General features: G+C 74.2%; 19 protein-coding genes. 6 read left to right on the plus strand and 13 right to left on the minus strand.

Annotated elements, in window-relative coordinates; all coding sequences use genetic code 11:
• Positions 1-55: 55 nt before the first annotated feature.
• Complete coding sequence (locus HPC71_RS20555) at positions 56-1,048, plus strand: LLM class F420-dependent oxidoreductase (protein WP_154616085.1); 993 nt, start codon at positions 56-58, stop codon at positions 1,046-1,048.
• A gap of 200 nt (positions 1,049-1,248) precedes the next feature.
• Positions 1,249-2,508 (plus strand): HNH endonuclease signature motif containing protein, encoded by a 1,260-nt coding sequence (locus tag HPC71_RS20560; protein WP_154616083.1) that lies wholly within the window; start codon positions 1,249-1,251, stop codon positions 2,506-2,508.
• Between the two features lie 278 nt (positions 2,509-2,786).
• On the opposite strand, the gene HPC71_RS20565 is transcribed toward HPC71_RS20560, so the two are convergent.
• The 3 genes from HPC71_RS20565 to HPC71_RS20575 form a co-directional block, all read right to left on the minus strand.
• Positions 2,787-4,532 (minus strand): DUF429 domain-containing protein, encoded by a 1,746-nt coding sequence (locus HPC71_RS20565; protein WP_171897130.1) that lies wholly within the window; start codon positions 4,530-4,532, stop codon positions 2,787-2,789.
• Between the two features lie 14 nt (positions 4,533-4,546).
• Positions 4,547-5,614 carry a YibE/F family protein gene (locus tag HPC71_RS20570; RefSeq protein ID WP_253943825.1) on the minus strand — a complete coding sequence of 356 codons (1,068 nt, stop codon included), beginning with the start codon at positions 5,612-5,614 and terminating at the stop codon, positions 4,547-4,549.
• A gap of 188 nt (positions 5,615-5,802) precedes the next feature.
• Positions 5,803-7,137: a lactate 2-monooxygenase gene (locus HPC71_RS20575; protein WP_253943826.1), complete on the minus strand. Its 1,335-nt coding sequence runs from the start codon at positions 7,135-7,137 to the stop codon at positions 5,803-5,805.
• Between the two features lie 56 nt (positions 7,138-7,193).
• Here HPC71_RS20575 and HPC71_RS20580 point away from each other — a divergent pair, with 56 nt between their 5' ends.
• Both HPC71_RS20580 and HPC71_RS20585 read left to right on the plus strand, forming a co-directional pair.
• On the plus strand, positions 7,194-7,592 hold the full coding sequence (locus tag HPC71_RS20580) for a DoxX family protein (RefSeq protein WP_154612394.1): 399 nt from the start codon (positions 7,194-7,196) through the stop codon (positions 7,590-7,592).
• Complete coding sequence (locus HPC71_RS20585; RefSeq protein ID WP_171897132.1) at positions 7,585-8,202, plus strand: GNAT family N-acetyltransferase; 618 nt, start codon at positions 7,585-7,587, stop codon at positions 8,200-8,202. The genes HPC71_RS20580 and HPC71_RS20585 overlap by 8 nt, the downstream gene beginning before the upstream one ends.
• Before the next feature lie 9 nt (positions 8,203-8,211).
• On the opposite strand, the gene HPC71_RS20590 is transcribed toward HPC71_RS20585, so the two are convergent.
• The 4 genes from HPC71_RS20590 to HPC71_RS20605 all read right to left on the minus strand — a co-directional run bounded on the left by HPC71_RS20590 (position 8,212) and on the right by HPC71_RS20605 (position 11,044).
• Positions 8,212-9,345 carry an alpha/beta hydrolase gene (locus tag HPC71_RS20590; protein ID WP_154616081.1) on the minus strand — a complete coding sequence of 378 codons (1,134 nt, stop codon included), beginning with the start codon at positions 9,343-9,345 and terminating at the stop codon, positions 8,212-8,214.
• Between the two features lie 110 nt (positions 9,346-9,455).
• Entirely contained in the window at positions 9,456-9,914 is a 459-nt protein-coding gene (locus HPC71_RS20595; protein ID WP_154616079.1) for a hypothetical protein, read from the minus strand.
• Positions 9,915-10,053: 139 nt separating this feature from the next.
• Positions 10,054-10,266 (minus strand): PLD nuclease N-terminal domain-containing protein, encoded by a 213-nt coding sequence (locus HPC71_RS20600; RefSeq protein ID WP_154612391.1) that lies wholly within the window; start codon positions 10,264-10,266, stop codon positions 10,054-10,056.
• 34 nt (positions 10,267-10,300) lie between these two features.
• Positions 10,301-11,044, minus strand: coding sequence for a hypothetical protein (locus tag HPC71_RS20605; protein ID WP_154612390.1), 744 nt, complete (start codon positions 11,042-11,044; stop codon positions 10,301-10,303).
• Positions 11,045-11,301: 257 nt separating this feature from the next.
• Between HPC71_RS20605 and HPC71_RS20610 the strand changes: the two genes are divergently transcribed.
• Positions 11,302-11,922 carry a DUF6518 family protein gene (locus HPC71_RS20610; RefSeq protein WP_195849531.1) on the plus strand — a complete coding sequence of 207 codons (621 nt, stop codon included), beginning with the start codon at positions 11,302-11,304 and terminating at the stop codon, positions 11,920-11,922.
• A 31-nt stretch (positions 11,923-11,953) separates the two neighbouring features.
• On the opposite strand, the gene HPC71_RS20615 is transcribed toward HPC71_RS20610, so the two are convergent.
• The 6 genes from HPC71_RS20615 to HPC71_RS20640 form a co-directional block, all read right to left on the minus strand.
• Positions 11,954-12,706 (minus strand): MBL fold metallo-hydrolase, encoded by a 753-nt coding sequence (locus HPC71_RS20615; protein ID WP_154616077.1) that lies wholly within the window; start codon positions 12,704-12,706, stop codon positions 11,954-11,956.
• Positions 12,703-14,787 carry an alkaline phosphatase family protein gene (locus HPC71_RS20620; protein ID WP_171897134.1) on the minus strand — a complete coding sequence of 695 codons (2,085 nt, stop codon included), beginning with the start codon at positions 14,785-14,787 and terminating at the stop codon, positions 12,703-12,705. The genes HPC71_RS20615 and HPC71_RS20620 overlap by 4 nt, the downstream gene beginning before the upstream one ends.
• 37 nt (positions 14,788-14,824) lie before the next feature.
• Positions 14,825-15,337, minus strand: a complete 513-nt coding sequence (locus HPC71_RS20625) for a hypothetical protein (RefSeq protein WP_171897136.1) — start codon at positions 15,335-15,337, stop codon at positions 14,825-14,827.
• Between the two features lie 85 nt (positions 15,338-15,422).
• Positions 15,423-15,809: a DUF6281 family protein gene (locus HPC71_RS20630; protein WP_154616073.1), complete on the minus strand. Its 387-nt coding sequence runs from the start codon at positions 15,807-15,809 to the stop codon at positions 15,423-15,425.
• Positions 15,810-15,878: 69 nt separating this feature from the next.
• Positions 15,879-16,607 (minus strand): hypothetical protein, encoded by a 729-nt coding sequence (locus HPC71_RS20635; protein WP_171897137.1) that lies wholly within the window; start codon positions 16,605-16,607, stop codon positions 15,879-15,881.
• A 138-nt stretch (positions 16,608-16,745) separates the two neighbouring features.
• Positions 16,746-17,276: a hypothetical protein gene (locus HPC71_RS20640; protein ID WP_154616069.1), complete on the minus strand. Its 531-nt coding sequence runs from the start codon at positions 17,274-17,276 to the stop codon at positions 16,746-16,748.
• Positions 17,277-17,564: 288 nt separating this feature from the next.
• Between HPC71_RS20640 and HPC71_RS20645 the strand changes: the two genes are divergently transcribed.
• Entirely contained in the window at positions 17,565-18,833 is a 1,269-nt protein-coding gene (locus HPC71_RS20645) for an HNH endonuclease signature motif containing protein (RefSeq protein WP_154616067.1), read from the plus strand.
• Positions 18,834-19,067: the final 234 nt, after the last annotated feature.

Genomic DNA, 19,067 nt, shown 5'->3' on the forward strand with positions numbered 1-19,067 from the left:
CGTCGCTGCCCGCCGGGCCCTGCGTCTCCCCGCCGGGCGTGGGTACCGCTCCCGCATGACGCGCTTCGGCTACACCCTGATGACCGAGCAGAGCGGCCCGCGGGAGCTGGTGAAGTACGCCGTCGCCGCCGAGCCCGCCGGCTTCGACTTCGAGGTCTCCAGCGACCACTACTCCCCCTGGCTGACCGAGCAGGGCCACGCGCCGTACGCCTGGACCGTCCTCGGCGCGGTCGCCCAGGCCACCGAGCGGGTGGGCCTGATGACGTACGTGACCTGCCCGACGCTGCGCTACCACCCCGCCGTCGTCGCCCAGAAGGCCGCGACCCTCCAGATCCTCGCCGAGGGGCGGTTCACCCTCGGGCTCGGCAGCGGGGAGAACCTCAACGAGCACGTCGTCGGCGCCGGTTGGCCCGCCATCGGGCAGCGCCAGGAGATGCTCACCGAGGCGATCGAGATCATCCGCGCGCTGCACACCGGCGAGCTCGTCGACTACCGCGGGCAGCACTTCGACGTCGAGTCCGCCCGCGTCTGGGACCTCCCCGAGGAGGCCGTCGAGATCGGCGTCGCCGTCGCCGGCGAGCGGGGCCTGGAGCAGCTGGCGCCGCTGGCCGACCACCTCATCGGCACCGAGCCGCGCGCCGATCTCATCGAGGGCTGGAACGGCATCGACGGCGCCCCCACCATCGGCTCCCCGGCCCGCGCGGTCGGGCAGATCCCGATCTGCTGGGCGCCGAGCGAGGAGGCCGCCGTGGCGCTCGCGCACGAGCAGTTCCGCTGGTTCGCCGGCGGCTGGAAGGTCAACGCCGACCTGCCCACCCCCGCCGGCTTCGCCGGCGCCACGCAGTTCGTGCGCCCCGAGGACGTCGCCGACGCCATCCCCTGCGGGCCCGACCTCGACAAGATCGTCGACTCAGTCTCCGCCTACTGGGAGGCCGGCTTCACCGACATCGCCCTCGTCCAGGTCGGCGACGCCCTCCAGGAGCAGTTCCTCACCGACGCCGCCCTCCCCCTCCTCGAGAAGCTCCGCGCCGCCGCGCCGTCCTCCTGATCTCTCCGCCCCGCCGCTTCCCGCCTGCGGCCTGCGGGTCGCGGGTGGTTGCGGTGGGGGCAGCTACGGGAGAGGTACGGCGCGTGGTTGCGGCGGCCTCCCGAGACCGGGCCGAAACTTCTCGAAGTCGTGTCTCGACATGCGGTCTGACCTGGGGAAACGCCGGTCTGACTGTCGGTGGCGGGTGCTTGAGTAGACCCATGGCCAAGGACTCTCGACACCACGCACACACCGTGTGCCGGGCTGTCGCGAAGTCCCGCCGCAAGACCCGCCAGGCGGCGACCGCGGACCTGTGGTCGATGTCGGACGAGGACGTCCAAGCCGCCCTTGTCGAGGCCGAGAAGCTCCGTGCGCAGGCCGACGCCCTCGCACTCCGCCTGGTCGCTGAGGCCGACCGTCGGCACGCCGGCGAACGAGCCGGCGCCACGGACACCGCGTCGTGGTGGGCCCACCGGACCCGCCAGGAGCGGCGGGTGGCGAAGGGGCGGGCGCGGTTGGCGGAGTCCTTGGACCGGCACGAGCCCACGGCGGCCGCGCTGGTCGAGGGCGCGATCTCGGTCGACCACGCCCGGGTGGTCACCTCGTGTGTCGATCGGTTGCCCGACGACCTCGAGGACCCCACCGTCCCCACCCGTGCCGAGCAGTACCTCCTGCACGAGGCTCAGCACCTCGACCCGAAGACGCTGGCGGTGCTCGCCAAGCACGTCCTGACCGTGGTCGCGCCCGAGATCGGCGAGGCCCGCGACGCAGCCGCCCTCGAACGTGAGGAACGTGAGGCTCGGGCGGGTGCGTGGCTGACGATGTGCCCGGACGGGAAGGGCAGCGTGCGCGGGAAGTTCTCGATCCCCGAGCTGCACGCCGCGATGCTCCACAAGACCCTCCTCGCCTACGCCGCCCCGAAGCACCAGGCCGCTACGAAAGATCCCGAAGCGGAACTGGCCGAGCGCCGGCCATCACCGGAACGGATGGGGGATGCGTTCTGCGAGCTCCTCGAACGACTCCCCACCGACCAGCTCCCGAAGCTCGGCGGCCTCAACGCCACCGTCGTCGTCACCCTCGACCTCGAGTCACTGACGGGTGGGCTCGCGCCGGGAGTGCTCGACGACGGGAGCGCGATCTCCGCCGCGACTGCCCGCCGGCTGGCTTGCGAGGCCGGTCTCATCCCGGCCGTGCTCGGCACCAGGTCCGAGCTGCTCGACCTCGGCCGGAAGACGCGACTGTTCTCCGGCGCCCAACGCCGCGGACTCAACCTCACCCAGCCCACCTGCACCGCCCAGGGCTGCGACTGGCCCGCCCACCTGTGCCACGCCCACCACGACCAACCCTGGGCCCACGGCGGCAAGACGGATCTCGCCAACGCCCGCAACCTCTGCCCCCGGCACCACGCCCGCATCCACGACCCCGCCTTCGAGACCACCCACCTCCCGAACGGGCGGGTTGCCTTCCACCGGCGGACATAGACCGACCAGCCAGATCCACCGAAGCTGCATCCCTCGACCACCGCAACCACAACGGTCGACCCCCGCCCACCGTGAGCGAGAAGCAACCGCGCCCAGGTGCCTCGACCACGACGGCGCGCAACCACGTCCTTCTCAAAGTCCTTCTACAACGCACCAACCCGCCGCCTCCGGTCGTGCCCGCACCGCCACCACCAGGCCGAAGGCACCTCACCGGGCCTCGACACGCTCGCCAGGGCTCGCTGCTCGACCAGCGGGGTGGCCGCCAGGGCCCGCGCCGGTCAGCCGCCGAGCTTCTCGAGCCGCTGACGCAGCAACGGAGCGCGGTGGGCGTTGCCGTGGAGCTCGACGTACTGCTCACCGAAGACAGCGAGGAGGGCGTCGTCGAGGCGGCGGACGGCGCCGGGCGGGTAGCGGTAGTCCATCCGCTCGTTGATCGCCAGGGCCGCGGTGGGGCGGAGCACCTCGCCGAGCTCGTCGAGGGAGGTGATGCCGAGCTCGAGGAGCAGGCCGGAGATCCAGGTGTAGTGGTCGGTGCGCGACCAGCCGGCGTCGGCGTACTGCCCGGCGAGGAAGGCCGCGAGCTCGCGCGGGTCCAGGCGCGGGTCGTCGTCGGCGACCTCGCCGGCCGCGGCGACCGGCGCCGGCTCGGCGCGGAGCCGCTCGCGGATGGTGGAGAACTCCCGGTCGGCCAGCTCCAGCAGCCCCGCGGCCAGGGTGAAGCGGCGGTCGAACTCCGGCGCGTGCTCCTCGGGCACCGAGCCCTTGTAGCGGATGTCGTGCTCGAACTCCGCCCACGCGTGCTGCAGCACCGTGCGGACCTGCACCTGCGCGACCCGCCCCCGCAGACCGGCGTACGCCGCCTGGGACTCGCGCGCGGCGTCGAGGGCGATCAGGAGGTGCCGCGAGGCGTACCCCCACCGGCCCTCGCGCGCGGTCTCGCGGCCCATGTCGCGGTCGAGGTGGACGACGACCTGGTCGGCGAGGAGTCCGGCGACGGTCTCGACGTCGTCCTGGACGTAGGTGATGACGCGGACGCCGAGCTGGTCGGTGATGTCGGTGAGCGGGTTCGGGTACATCGGCTGGCCCTCGCGCATCCGCCCCGCCTTCTCCGCGAACGACACGACCGACTTCGTCCGCCCGGTGACCGAGAGGTAGTTGATGCCGGCCTCGTCGAGGATCGAGGTGACCAGGGCGACCGCCTGCTCGCCGGCGGCGGAGAGCTCGGCGTGCTGCGCGGCGTACGTCTGGATCGCCGAACGGATCGCGGCGCTCTCGTCGGGCAACGACGGGGTGACGATGTAACCCTCGGCGAGGTCGCCGTAGACCGTGGTGCGGTCGGGGTGGAGGTCGGCGAAGCGACCGACGTAGGCGCACACCACCGCGTCGACCTGGTCCTCCACCACCCGCAGCTGGCTCTTGCGGGTGGCCGTCTCGACGGCCAGGCGCAGCGAGGCCCAGGCACCCTCAGCACCCTCGGCACCCTCGGCGCCATCAGCACCGTCCGGCCCGTCGGTGCGCACGACCGTCTCGACGTGGTCCATCAGCCTCAGCAGCTCGCTGCGGAGCAGGTCGACGTCCCGGCCGCGCTTGTCCTTGTACTTCAGCGTCCGCTCGAGCCCGAAGAGCACGACCGTCGCCGGGTGCGGGTAGACCTCGATCGCGCGCCGTGCCCGGCCCGAGCGGGGGTCCATGTCCAGGCCCAGGCGCTTGCACACCCGGGCGCCGCGGGGGCCGTCGCGGAACTCCGGCTTGGAGAGGTTCGAGGGGTGGCAGCCGGCCTCGAAGCGGCGGAAGTCCCGGGTCAGCGCCTTCTCCGCGGGCCGGGACCCGGTCTCGTTGCGCACGATGAGCGGGGCGTCGATCGCGACCAGGCAGGGCCCCTCGACGTACGGCGCCAGCTGCTCGGCGATCTCGTCGTCGGTGCGTACGGCGGAGACGTGCACCAGCGCGCCGTCCTCGTCGAGCACGGCGAGGCCGGTGGGCTGGCGCTCGCCCCAGGCGAGATCGATCCCGATGTGATGCACGCGGCCAGCCTGCCCTACCGCGACGACGCCGGGACCGGCCCCGGCACGGTCCACACCGCGATCGCGGTGGTGATCGGCACCGCGAGCACCAGCCCGATGCTGCTGACCAGGGTGCGGACCGCCTCCTGGCCGATCTCCTCGGTCGCCAGCAGGTCCCCCAGCGGGAGGCCGTAGAGCGAGAGCACCATGAGCAGCACCAGCGCGGTGCCGGCGTAGGCGAAGACGATCGTGTAGATCGTGGAGGCGATGTGGTCGCGGCCGATCCGCATCCCGCTGAGGAAGAGCCGCCGCCGCGTCAACCCCGGCGCCGCGCCGCGCAGCTCCCACACCGCCGAGGACTGGGTGATGGTGACGTCGTTGAGGACGCCGAGCCCCGCGACGACGAGCGCGCAGGTGAAGACGTCCTGCAGGTCCAGGGCCGGGATGTACGTCGTCAGCAGCCCGGCCGCCTCGTCGCCGAAGCCGGTCAGCCGCGATGTCCGGGTCGACACGAGCCCCAGCACGGCGGTGAGCACCAGCCCGGCCAGGGTGCCGGCGAGCGCGGCGCTGGTGCGGATCGAGAACCCGTGGGTCGTGTAGAGGACGACGACCATGATCAGCGTGGAGCCGACCAGGCCGACGGCCAGGCCGGGCTCCCCGGTCAGCAGCGCGGGCAGCATGAACCCGAGCAGCACCAGCCCGGCGAAGCCCAGCCCCAGCAGCGCCAGCAGCCCGCGCCAGCGTGCGACGAGCAGCACGACCAGCACGAACAGGCCGGCCAGCACCCACATCGTCGCGTCCCGGTCGGTCCCGAAGTAGACGTAGGTGCGGTCCGTGCCGTCCGCGGGCGGCGGCGACTGCAGCCGCAGGGTGTCGCCCGGCTCGAGGCCGGAGGCGGCCACCTCGGGCGGGAGGTCGACGGTGCGCCGGGCACCTTCGTCGGGGCCCTCCTCGATGCTCACCGAGGCCCGGCCCTCCTCCAGCGAGCGCAGCGTGGCGTCGACGAGCAGCACGCCGGGGCCCTGGAAGGCCACCTCCTCGCGCAGGTCGGCTGCCGCCGACCGGTCCGGCCAGAGCAGCACCAGCCCGACGAGCGCGACCACGCCGGCCAGCGCCAGCGCGCCGAGCAGTGTCGCCCGGGCACCGCGGCGTACGTCGACCTCCGCCGCCGGCCCGTGCCCGTGCCCATGGCTGTGACGATGCCCGTGCCCGTGACTGTGCCCGTGACTGTGCCCCTGCCCGCCGCCATGCGTCGGCGCGGCGTGCCGTCCGCCCACCTCGTGCCCTCGGCTCAGGCGAGCAGGTCGCGGGTGATGCCGGCGAGGTCGGTGACCCCGCTCAGCGCCATGGTCAGGTCGAGCTCGGCCATCAGGTGCTCCAGGACCGCGCGGACGCCGTCCTCACCGGCCAGCGCCAGGCCGTAGACCCAGGGCCGCCCGACGAGCACCGCCTGCGCGCCCAGCGCGAGGGCGGTGAAGGCGTCGGCGCCGCTGCGCACGCCGCTGTCGAAGAGCACCGGGACTCGCCCGCCGACGGTGTCGACGACCGCGGGCAGCGCGTCGAGGGAGGCGATCGCGCCGTCGACCTGCCGGCCGCCGTGGTTGGAGACCACGATCCCGTCGACGCCGTGCTCGAGGGCGAGCTGGGCGTCGCGCGGGTCCTGGATGCCCTTGAGCACGATCGGCAGCGAGGTGCGCTCGCGCAGGTAGGCCAGGTCCTCCCAGGTCAGCGAGGAGCGGGAGAAGACGTCGAGGAAGGTCTCGACCGCGGCGCGCGGCAGCGGCGAGCGCAGGTTGTCGCGGAACCGGCCGGGGTAGTGCCGCGTCATCGACAGCAGCGCGCGGACCGCCGCCGGCGTGGGGCGCGGCTGCGGTCCGTCGACGGCCGGCGGGTTCGCGGCGCGGTGCTCGACCAGCGAGCGGAAGTGGGGGTCGCTGAGGTACTGCGCGATCCCCTCGGCCCGCGCGAACGGCAGGTAGGCCAGGTCCAGGTCGCGGGTGCGCCAGCCGAGCACGTGGGTGTCGAGGGTGACGACGAGCGCGTCGCTGCCGATCTCCTCCGCGCGCCGCACGAAGGAGTCCACGACGCCGTCGTCCTTGGACCAGTAGAGCTGGTACCACCGCGGGGAGTCGCCGAGGTCTCGCGCGACCTCCTCCATCGGCACCGAGGCCTGGGTGGAGAGCACCATCGGGACGCCGAGCGAGCGGGCCGCCCGGGCCACCGCGTGCTCGGCCTCGCGGTGGGCCATCTCCAGCACGCCGATCGGGGCGAGGAGGTACGGCGAGGGCAGCCGGCGGCCGAACAGCTCCACGGACTGGTCGCGCTCCTCGACGTCGACCAGCATGCGCGGCACGATCCGGTGCCGGTCGAACGCCTCGGTGTTCGCGCGGACGGTGCGCTGCTGGCCGGCGCCCCCGGCGACGTACGACCACGCCTCGGGGCTCATCCGGCGCTGCGCGGCGGCCTCCAGCGCGGCCGGCTCCACCGGCACGACCGGTCGCCGCCCGAAGACGCCCTCGCGGTAGATCCGCGCCTGGACCTCCCGGCCCACGCTGGTCGCGGCCTCCACCGCGCGCTCGGCCATCCGGCCCACCTGCTGCACCCGGCCCACCGTCTCGCTCGTCACGTGCGGCAGTCTCCCACCTCAGCCCGCGTCTCACCCCGCGTCGGTAACCTCGCTGCATGTCGCTCGCCCGCACGGCCGCCCGTGTCGCCCTCGGCTCGATCATGGTCGGCGCGGGGGTGCTCCACCTGACCACGCAGCGCCAGGAGTTCCAGGCCCAGGTGCCCGACTGGTTCCCCGTCGACGAGGACCTCACGGTGCTGGGCTCCGGGGTCGTGGAGATCGGCCTCGGCGCGGCGTTCGTCGCGCTGCCGCGCCACCAGCGCCTCGTCGGCGCGCTGCTCGCGGCCTTCTACGTCGTGATCTTCCCCGGCAACATCGCGCAGTACGTCGAGGGCACCGACGCCTTCGGCCTCGACACCGACACCAAGCGGCTCGTGCGGCTGTTCTTCCAGCCCCTGCTCGTCCTGTGGGCGCTGTGGGGTGGCGGCCTGCTCGGTCGTCGGTCGCGTGGCTGAGCCCGCGCCGGCCCGCCCGCCGGTCGACCTGTCCGCGGTCGCCTGGCCCTGCCGCACCGAGCGGCTGCTGCTGCGCCGGGTCACCCCGGCCGACGCCGAAGCGGTGTGGGAGGTGCGGCACCACCCCGCGAGCCACGAGTGGCTCACCAGCAGCCCACCCGACCGGGAGACGTACGTCGCCGACTTCGACCGCCCCGAGCGGCTCGACCACCTGCTCGTCGTCGAGCGCGACGGCCAGGTCATCGGCGACCTGATGCTGCGGCTCACCGACGCCTGGGCGCAGGCGGAGGTCGCCGAGCGCGGGCTGGCCGTCCAGGCCGAGCTCGGGTGGGTCCTCCACCCCGACCACACCGGGCACGGCTACGCGACCGAGGCCGCCGCCGAGCTGCTGCGGATCTGCTTCGAGGACCTCGGCCTGCGCCGGGTCACCGCCGGCTGCTTCGCCGAGAACACCGCGTCCTGGCGGATCATGGAGCGCCTCGGGATGCGCCGGGAGAGCCACACCGTCGCCGACGCGCTGCACCGCTCCGGGCGATGGCTGGACAGCTACGCCTACGCGATCCTCGCCGAGGAGTGGCGCGCCGGCCGCACTGCTCGAGGGACGATCTAGCGGGTCGGGCTAGAGGGTCGGGCGCACGCCGGAGAGGAAGCGCAGCACCGTCGAGCGGACCGACGGCGCGCCGGCCTCCAGCGGCAGCGCGCTGCCGGCGCCGGGCACGGTGCGCGCGACGACCCGCTCGCTGCGGGAGTACATCGACTCCGCGGCCCGCTGGTCCAGGGCACCGGCCCGGGCGTCGCGCTCGCCGGAGAGCACCAGCACCGGCACGTCGACCCCGCCGGCCGAGAGGGCCGCCGACCCGACCGCGCCGAGCAGGCTGGACACGTCGCCGCACGGGGTCGGGTTGCGCCGGGCGGTCGCCAGGCGACGTACCTTCGCGGGCGCGGAGGCGAAGAGGAGCTCGCGGAACCGCGCCGGGGTCGCGCCGTACGCCGCGTAGCCCCCGCCGCCGAGGCAGCGGCCGAGCTGCTCGGCGCCCTCGCGCAGCGCCAGCGTCGAGGGGCCGGCCGTCGGCGCGGACATCAGCACCAGCCCGGCGACGTCGGCGAACTCCGCGGCCTCGAGCTGGGCGACGGTCGCGCCCGTCCCGTGGCCGTGGAGGACGACGTGGGTGGCGTGCGGCGGCTGGTCGTCCTCGCCGCGCCGGTCGGCGAACCCGTAGCTGCCGGAGTAGAGGTGCTGGACGACCTGGTGGAGCATCGTGGCCTGCGCGCCGAGGCAGGTGGCGTTGCCGTTGGCCAGCGGGCTGCGGTCGTAGCCGAGGCGGTCGAGGACCAGCGAGGTCTCCCCGCGGCGGGCCAACTGGGTGGCGTAGTCGAAGCGGGGCGCCTGCCGCAGGTTCCAGAACCACCCGCCGGTGCCGGCGTCGTGGACCAGCACGTTGACCCGCAGCCGGCCGGGGGCGTCGTTGACGTCGCGGCGGGGGCCGACGAGGCGGCCGCGCACCAGGTGCGCCCCGCCGCCCGGAAGGCACAGCGCCGAGGTCTGGTTGAGGTTGCGCAGGTCGAAGACGACCGATCGGTTGGCGACCTTCGCGGCCTTCGCGGCCTTGGCGAGCTTCGCGGGCGCGGCCTTCGCGGCGGGTGCAGGCGCCGGGGCCGTGATCGGCGCGGCCTCGGCCGGGACGCTGAGGGAGGCCCCGGTGATCGCCAGCCCGGCGATCGAGACGAGGGCGGTGGCGAGGCGCTGGCGCATGCTGTTGAACGTAGTTCAACAGTCTCGACGGCGACAGACCGTCGGTATGTGACCTTGAGCGCAGCGACGCCGGTCCCGCCCGCGCCGGGCAGGCGGGCGAGCAGACGGGGTCAGCCCTGGCAGGCGGTGACGTCGGCGGCGTACTCCGGGTCCTGGGCGATGCCACCCCCGCCGGAGTCGGTGATCTCGCCGCCGAGGCGGGCCCAGAGCCGGTCGTGGTACGCCGCCAGGCCGGCCCCGTCGGCGCACTCGAGCACCACGCCGAGGTCGATGCCGCCGCCGGCCTCCTTGCACCCGGCGTAGTCCGCGGGCAGCGTCGCGCCGTCCACCCACACCTCGGAGCACGGCGGCAGGCCGGCGACCAGATCGGAGATGTCGGTGGCGCTCGGCGAGGAGGTCACCGGCGGGGCGGTCCCGCCCGTCGCGGACGGCTCGGCGGACGCAGCCGCGGTCGGCTCGGCGTCCGCCTCGGGCTCCGCGCTCCCGCCGGAGCAGCCGGCGGCGAGCACGAGCAGCAGAACGGTGGGGAGGGCCCCGGTCACGGAGGCGGCAGCGGGTCGGCGGCGCATGGCCCGCAGGGTAGTGATCTCGCGCCGTCCCCGTGGCCTGTCCCCGTGGCCGACCCCGCGTCCGATCCCGTGCCACTGCAGGGCTCCCGGCGCGGGAGCCCTGCAGTGGGTGGGTCGTGCGGTGGGTGGGTCGTCCGGGTCAGCGGCGACCGAGGGTGAGGTAGGCCAGCGGCCCGACGGGCTGGACGAAGGCGGCGAGGAGCCAGAGCCCCTTGGGGCCGCGGACCTGGTCGGCCGGGCGCTTGGCCAGGTCGGCCAGGGCCAGGCCGGTCAGCACGGTCTCGACCGCACCGGCCACCACGACGGCCCGCTGCTGCCCCGGGCTCAGGTCCGACCACGTCTTCTTCGCCATGCCGCTCATCCTAGGCGCCGCTTGGAGGGCCCGATCAGGAGATCTTCGCGGTGCCCGTGCCCTCGATCCGGTCGTCGTGGAGCAGCTCGCCCTCGGCGTCGACGGGGACGATCGTCACCTCGAAGGTGATCGGGGAGCCCTTCTGGTAGAGGAAGTTCTCGCCCCAGGAGATCTGCTGGCCGGCGCCGAGGGTGTAGACCGACGGGTCGCGGAAGGCGCCCACCGCGAGCGCGCCGTCGTTGACCTCCATCTGCTCGAAGAGCGTGTCGTCGACGATCGAGTCCATGCCCTGCATGTAGGGCCAGTCGTCGTACCGCGCCTCCACCGAGACCAGGCTCGAGCCCAGGTCGATGTCCTCGCCGTTGTTGGTGGCCACGTAGTTGACGAAGACGATCTCGTCGCCCTCGGCGATGATCGGCTTGTTCTTCTCGGGGTCGACGAACTGGCCGGTCTTGGTCGCCTTGGTCGTCCCGACCTGGTGCACGTCGATGCTGATGTCGCCGGCCTCGATGGTCGCGATCTTCTCGCCGGGCGTGGTCAGCGGCTCGGCCCAGTCCGGCTGGTCGCCCGACGCGGCCGTCTCGCCCTCCTCCTCCTCGGCGACCGGCTCCTCCGCGGGCGTCTCGCTGGCCGCAGGCTCGCTGGGCTGCGAGGTCGGCTCGTCGGTCGCCTCGTCGTCGGCGTCGTCGGAGCAGGCCGTCAGGCCCAGCAGCGCGAACGACGCCAGGCCGGCGACGGCCAGGCGGGCGGAGGTGGAACGGGTGGGCGTACGTCGCATGAGCATCCTCGTGGGGTAGGGGGTTCGACCCTTCGAGCCTCGTCCGGCCCGCCCCTTGGCAAACCTCGCCGACCCCTCCTTAGGGGTGAGCCGGGTCACACTGAGTCAGTCTGGGTCACACGGGGTCACACGGAGTCACAGTGGGGCGGCCGGCCGTCGGGGCGTCCCTCGTCCTCGGGTACCGAGCTCGTGGGACCTGGGTACCGCGTGCGGCCGGACCGGGTGTGCCGCGGGCTGCGAGCCGCGACGATCGGGGCGTGACCCCCACCGCCCATCCCGTGCTCACCCGCCCCGTCCCGGCCGCCCTCGCCGTCGTCGCCGCCAGCCTCGCGCTGGGCGGCGCGACCTCGTGGGCCCAGGGACTGCTGCCCGACGCGCTGGGCTCCTTCGCCAACTCCCCCTCGGGGTGGACGCTGCTGACCGTCCTCCTGGTCGCGGCGGTCCGGCCCTCGCTGGGCGGGGGCGCGGTGCTCGGGGTGGTCTCGTTCGTCGCGCTGGTGCTCGGCTACACCGTCGCCTCCGAGCTGCGCGGCCTCGTCTACGACCCGACGTTCTGGGGCGCGGTCGGGGTCGTCGCGGGCCCGGTCGTCGGCGCGGCGGCCGCCGCGATGGTCGGCCGCCGCGTCGTCCCGGCCGCCCTCGGCGCGGGGGCGCTCGCGGGCGTGCTGGTCGCGGACGGGGTCTATGGGCTGACCGTCGTCGGCGAGACGACCAGCCCGGTCTACTGGGTGCTGTGCCTGATCGCCGCAGCGGCGCTGGTCGGCGGCACCGCGCGGCACCTGCGGACCCCCACCGCGGTGGCAGCGGTGCTCGGCACCGCCGCGGCGGCCACGGCGGTGCTGAGCCTGGGCTACGGCGTGCTGAACGCGGCGTACTGAGGGCGCCCGCTCTCTCACAGCGGCGGCTCGCTCACAGCTGCACCCGCTCGCCCGGGGCGAGCACGACCGGGGCCGGCGGGCCCGGGCCCAGCGCCGCGGCGAACCGCGCCCCCGGGGTGATGAACAGCCGCTCGTGGGTGCGCCGGTCCAGCCGTCGCAGCCCGGCCGGCCAGAAGGTCCCCCAGTGCACCGGCACCGCCCACCGCGCGCCGACCTCGGTCACCGCGGCGGCGGCCTGGTCCGGGTCCAGGTGCCCGGCCCCCAGGGTCGGGCCCCAGCCGCCGACGGGCACGAGGGCCAGGTCGACGGCGCCGACGCCGGCGAGGTCCTGCCGCGGGCCGGTGTCGCCGGGGTACCACAGCGACACCTCCCGGTGCTCGATCCGGAAGCCGAGCGCCGGGCCGCGCAGGCTCGACCCGGGCAGCCGGCGGCCGTCGTGGTCGGCCGGCAGCACCTGCACCCGCGCTCCGGCGGCCACGACCTCCTCGCCCGGCACGACCGGGCGCACGTCGTGCCCCGGCGGCACCAGCGACTCCCCGCCGCGCGGCACCAGGACCACCGAGCCGGGCGCCATCCGCCGCAGCGTCGGCACGTGCAGGTGGTCCAGGTGCAGGTGGGAGAGGACCACCAGGTCCGCGACGTACGCCGGGGCGGCCGGCAGCGGGCCGTGCCGGACCAGGTGGAGCAGCCGCCGGACGTGCAAGGGGTCGGTGGCCACGCGGAGCCCGGCGAGCTCGACGGTCGCCGAGGCGTGGCCCCACCAGGTCACGGCGAGGGCGGTCACCGGCGCAGCCCGAGCCGGTCGAGCCGGCCGACCAGCGTCGCGTGCAGCCCCGGGCCGTCGAGGACGTCGCCGGGGGCGCCGGGGACGTCCCACTCCCGGGGGTGCACCAGGAGCGCCTCGGTCTGCGGGCCGCCCAGCCCGCCGTGGGAGCCGACGAGCTCCTCGAAGGCGACCACCTCGCCCAGCGCCGGGTCGTGGGCCCCGAGGAGCACGAGGTCGCCGACGTGGTCGCGGGTGGAGAGCTGGAGCAGGTCGGCCTCGGCGCGCGGACCGTAGCCGGCGACGGGGTCCGGACCGGCGCCTTCCGCGTTGGCCGGATCGGCTGGGCCGGCCGGGCCGCCCAGCACCCGCCAGCCACCCCCGCCGCCGTCGACCACGACCGCGCCGTCGGCGCGCCGGGTGAGCACCAGCCCGACCTGGGGGTGGTCGGCCAGGCCGCCGACCAGGCCCGGGTGCAGGGCGTCGAGCTGCTCGCGGGTCAACCGGCCCGGCAGGTCGCTGCGGTAGACGTGGGCCAGGCTCCCCGAGGCCGCGACCAGCAGCCCCGGCTCGTCGGAGGTGACGCTCTGCTCGGCGTCCGGCTCCCCGCCGGCCAGCGAGCGCGCGGCCCGGGTGACGGCGCGTCGGTCCGCCGGGGCGCCGGCGAGCAGCAGGTTCGCCGCGAGCCAGCCCTCGCCCGGCCGGCCCGGGGCCGCGGCGTGCTCCTCGGCCAGGCGCTGGACGACCTCCTCGATGCTCTCCCCGGCCAGCTGGCGGAACGTCGAGCCCTGGGCCTGGCCGTGGTCGGAGACCAGGGCGATCTCGTAGCGCCGGCCGACCTCGCGGGAGACCTGGTCGAGGAAGTCCAGCATGCCGTCCAGCCCGGACAGGGTGGTCAGCGACTCCGGGCGGGTGGGGCCGGCGTGGTGGGCGACCTCGTCGTAGTCGACGAAGTCGACGTAGATCACCGGCGTCCCGCGGCTCATCTGGTCGGCCAGGATCGTCACGTCGAGGTCGCGGAGCACCGCCGTGGTCAGCCCCCGCATCGCGACGAAGCCGGCGCCCCGGTGGACCCGCGGCACCACGTCACGGACCCGTTGCCGCCGCGCCTGGTAGAGCTCGGTGACCACCTGGCCGAGGAAGAGGCCCAGGGAGCGCACCAGGCCGAACCGGCTGGCGGCGTACGACGCGCTGCCGGGGTCGTGGCCGGGCAGCCGCCCCGCGCTGAGGGTGAGCAGCGGCGTCGGCGCGTCGCCGGTGAACAGGTTCGACACGCCGGTGCCGCCGTCGGCCAGCAGCCCGCGGCCGTCGCTCATCTTGTGCTCGACCTGCGCGGCGTCGGCGGGGCTGTGCATGACCAGCAGCCGGCCGGTCTCCTTGTCGAGCCACCGGAACCCCGGGACGGCATGTACGTCGCCGTGCAGGATCACCGCCTGGCCCGCCGGCGTCGTGGCGGGCAGGCCGGTGTGCCAGCCGCGCAGCTCGTGGCTGCCCGAGCGCAGCCACCGCGACACCGCCGGCATCGTGCCGGCCGCGATCGCCTGCTGGACCACCGGGAGGCTGACCCCGTCGAGCTGGACCACCAGCAGCCCCGGGCCGTCCGCACCGGCGTCGCGGGTGCGGCGTACGGACTGGCGGAGCAGCTGGCCGAAGAACGCCTCGTCGCTGCTGGCGTCGAAGAGCCAGTTCACGACCGCCGCCACGAGCGTCGCCGCCCAGGAGGCGACCAGGAGCTCCCCGGGGCTGAACGGGTCGGCCGACGGGATCAGCAGCAGTGCCGCCCCGAGCACCACCGCCTGCGCGAGCAGGCCGACCAGCAGCAGCCCGACGGTCCCGGTGAGCACGGTGAGCCGGCTCAGGAGCGGGCGCAGCACCGCGCCGAGGACCAGCACGAGGCCGGCGAGGAGGGCCAGCGTCTCCAGCCGGTCGTCGGCCTGGTCGCCCGGGAGCAGCCAGAACGTCGCGGCGAGGGCCAGGAAGGAGGTGACGAAGGACCGCAGGGCGTCCGCGGCCCAGGACCACGTGGGCTGCCACGCGCCGAAGCGACGCCGGCCGACGTTCAGCAGCCGCCCGGCGCGGCTCGGTGCCGACGCGGTCGCCACGTCCTCAGCGTACGGCGGGGGCCGCGGCCCGGCGGGCCTAGCGGAAGGACCGGATCCGCGGGCCCGCCGGCTCGATGCGGACGTACGGCTCGTCCTGGCCGCTGACGTCGTGCAGCTGGACCCGCAGGCGCTGCTCCTGCCCGTTGTCGAGGACGCCGACCCCACCGCACTCCAGGACCAGGCGGCGGCCGTCGGCATCGGCCTCGGCCTCGAACCAGGAGGTGCGCCAGTCGGAGAGGGTGGTGATGTCGACGAGGCGCAGCAGCGCGGGCTGCTCCCCCGGTCCCCCGAGCTGCTGCCCGGCGGCCTCCCGGGCCACCCAGGCGCAGGTGTGCTCGTCGTACTCCTCGCGGTTGTCGGGCTGGCCGCCGCAGTCGGCCAGCAGGCCGGAGAGGAAGCCCGCGGGGACCCCCACGGCGACCGCGAGCCGCCAACCGCGAGTGCGCCACCTGTCGAAGTACCCGTAGTCGGTCTCCCGGGCTCCGGCGCCGTCCGGCGTCGAGGCGGACGGGGACCCGAGCGGCTGGTCGTGCGGCGGCTGGTCGGTCATCGTGCGGCGAGGCTAGCGGCGGCTCGGCCCATCAGGGCCGAGCGAGCGGAGTCGCGGTTCGCCCGCTCCTGCCGAGCCGGGTGCCTCAGGGCTCCTCGCCGGACAGTTCTGCGTAGATGCGCTCGCGTTGATCGGGCTGCACCGTGTCGGCGACGAAGACCCCGAACCCGTTCGTGCCGTACTTGACGCCGAGGACCTCGTCCGGCGAGTAGCCCTCGAAGGTCCAGGTGCGCACCTGTGCGGGGTCGTCGGCGAACACCGAACCGCCGGCGTCGGGTCCGATGTCGTGACACTGCGCCTCGTCGGCTCTTCCGTGGCGGGTGGCGTCCCGGCTGGTCGACCCGTGCGAGGTGTACACGACATCTGCCACGCGGATCTGCGCCGAGCAGTCTGCCGACGACGGAGAACCGGCTGGCGAACACCCCGCGGCGACGACGACGCCGAGACCCAGACCCAGCAGGAGGAGCTTCATGCGGTCAGTCTCGTGTCGCCTCATGCCCGGAGGGCGACGGCGACACGCGGTGGGCTCCACGCCGATGCGTCAACACCATCCGTCCGACGCAGGACGGATGATCTCGCCGTCCGCGCGCACGTGCCCCGATTCCCACGGCGGCGTCGCCGCGCACTCGGGAGGGCCGTGTCCCCTGATGACCATCGGCTCGATGGTCCCCGCAGGCACCGTCACCGTCGTCTCTTGCCAGGTCGAGGAGCCGGACGAGACCTCGGCCGAGGTCACCGTCACCGGCTCGGGGCCGGGGTTGCTGAGCTCGACCCGGAGCTCGTAGTCACCGTCCGGCGTGACCGTCGCCCCGGTGACGTTCATCGTCAGCGGGCGTGCGCACCACTCGGCGACGGCTTGCTCGTAGGTCTCGAGGTTGGCCGGTGTGAAGTAATCGGTGCGTTCGGCCCCCTGCGACTCCGAGACGACCTCGAAGACCGGTGTGGTGCCGGGACCAGCGCAGGGGACGAGCAGCACGCCTTCGATCAGCACCTGGTCCCCGGGCGCGAGACTCACGCTCGCGGGCTCCCGATCCGGATCCGTGCCGTCCAGCGGGTACAGCGACGCGTGCACGGACTCCTCCCCGGTGCTCAGCCGCGCGTCGGTGACCTCCCGCGACTCGGGATAGCCGACCTTGATCCCGACCCGGACGCCGTGCTCGGATGCGTAGAAGTCCGCCTGGATCCTCGTGCCGCCGTCCGCGTCCCTGACCGCCGCACCGCCCGAGGCACACGAGGTCAGGCCGGCGACACCGATAACCACGGCACCCACGAGCGCCCGTCGCGCTCTCCCGCCCCCGCCTGACCTCATGACGCCCAGCCTCGCGACCCAGGCATGGCCCCCGCGTCACCGATTTGGGGGGAAATCCCGGACCGGCGCGTCGGCGCACGTCCCTGTCGCGGGTACAGCTCAGCGGTCAGGCCCGGGCGCCTCGTGGCCGACGGTCACCGTCAACCCGGTCAGGTGGCCACGGAACTGGGCTGCGCACTGGATGAGGCCTTCACCGCCGAACGTGCCCATCGAGTCGGGGAGGACATGTACGCCGTCCCGCTCCACGTCGAGCGTGCCGAGCAGGAGGCGATGCGCCTCGCGCTTGTCCAGCAGCTCACCGCGGGCTACCAGCACCAGGTGGAGAACGGTGTGGCGGGCCACGTGCCACTCCGGCAGCTGCCACAGGTCGAACGACGTGGCGCCCAGCGTCACCCGGTCCGGGACATGTCCCCGCAGGTCGCGGCCGGGCCCGGCCTGGGGCCCGACCGTCTCCGCAGCGGCGCCGTCGGCGACCCCGGCGAGGCAGCGCCTGTCCGCGACGCGGAACTGCGCCACCGCCTTCGCCGGCACCCCACCCAGCACAGTGTCCGGAGGCCGCTCGTCGTCGAACGGGACGACCTCGTCGTCGTCGCGCACCACGACGAGGTCTCCCAGCAGGAAATGCTCCACGTCGGGACGCTAGCCGTTCGGGCGGGGTGGTCGTCCAGTTGTGGGCCCCTCGGCGAGCGTCGTGCGACCCGGTGGGCTCGATCATGGCCTGCGGGTCGTGGGTGGTTGCGGTGGGGGCAGCTATGGGAGAGGTACGGCGCGTGGTTGCGGTCGCCTCCCGGCTCGCGGTGGGTGGGCTGCCGGGGTCGCGGGGCCGGCTCTGAGACTCGTCGAAGTCGTGTCTCAATATGCGGTCTGACCTGGGGAAACGCCGGTCTGACTGTCGGTGGTCGGTGCTTGAGTAGACCCATGGCCAAGGACTCGCGACACCACGCACACACGGTGTGCCGTGCTGTCGCGAAGTCCCGGAAGAAGACCCGCGCAGCGGCGACCGCTGAGCTGTGGTCGATGTCCGATGAGGACGTCGAAGCGACCCTCGTCGAGGCGTCCCGGTTGCGTGCTCAGGCCGAGGCGCTCGAGCTGCGGCTGGTCGCCGAGGCCGACCGCCGGCACGCCGGCGAACGAGCCGGGGCCACCGACACGGCGTCGTGGTGGGCCCACCGGACCCGGCAGGAAAGACGGGTCGCGAAGGGGCGGGCGCGGCTGGCGGAGTCCCTCGACCGGCACGAGCCGTCCGCGGCCGCGTTGGTCGAGGGCGCGATCAGCGTCGACCACGCCCGCGTGATCACCGCCTGCGTGGATCGGCTGCCCGACGACCTGGAGGATCCGACGATCCCCGCGCGCGCCGAGCAGCACCTGCTCGCCGAAGCGGCCCACCTGGACCCGAAGACGTTGGCGGTGCTCGCCAAGCACGTCCTCACCGTCGTCGCGCCCGAGATCGGCGAGGCCCGTGACGCCCGAGCCCTCGAACGTGAGGAGCGGGAGGCGCGCGCGAACGCCTGGCTGACGATGTGCCCGGACGGGAAGGGGTCGGTGCGCGGGAAGTTCTCCATCCCCGAGCTCCACGCGGCGATGCTGCACAAGACGCTGCTGGCGTTCGCCGCCCCGAAGCACCAGGCCGCGACCAAGGATCCCGAGGCGGATCAGATCGATCAGGTCGAGCGGCGCCCTTCGCCCGAGCGGATGGGCGATGCGTTCTGCGAGCTCCTCGAACACCTCCCCACCGACCAGCTCCCCAAGCTCGGCGGCCTCAACGCCACCGTCGTGGTGACGATCGACGTCGACTCGCTGGTGGGTGGCCTCGCGCCCGGAGTGCTCGACGACGGGGGCGTCATCTCCGCCGCCACCGCCCGCCGCCTCGCCTGCGAAGCAGGCCTCATCCCCGCCGTCCTCGGCACGAGGTCCGAGCTGCTCGACCTCGGCCGCAAGACCCGACTCTTCTCCGGCGCCCAACGCCGCGGCCTCAACCTCGCCCAACCCGCCTGCACCGCCGACGGCTGCGACTGGCCAGCCCACCTCTGCCACGCCCACCACGACCACCCCTGGTCCAGAGGCGGCACGACCGACCTCGCCAACGCCCGCAACCTCTGCCCCAGACACCACGCCCGGATCCACGACCCCGCGTACGAGACCACCCACCTGCCCGACGGGAAGGTCGCCTTCCACCGAAGGACATAGACCGACCAACAAGACCAGCCGACGCTGCAACGCTCGACAACCATCCCGATCGCACCCCCGCCCACCACGAGCCCAGTGGTGCCGATCGACGACCTGGGGTCCGCACCGACGCCGCGCGGGACGACTGCGCGTCCGCGACGCTCGGCGGGCCGGTCGGTTCGATCCAGCCTGAAAGAGGCGCGCGGACGGCGGACTGGAGATCTTTCAGATTCGAGGCCGCATTTCAGGCTCGAC

It is taken from the genome of Nocardioides marmotae, from assembly GCF_013177455.1.
In the GTDB taxonomy this organism is placed as follows: domain Bacteria; phylum Actinomycetota; class Actinomycetes; order Propionibacteriales; family Nocardioidaceae; genus Nocardioides; species Nocardioides marmotae.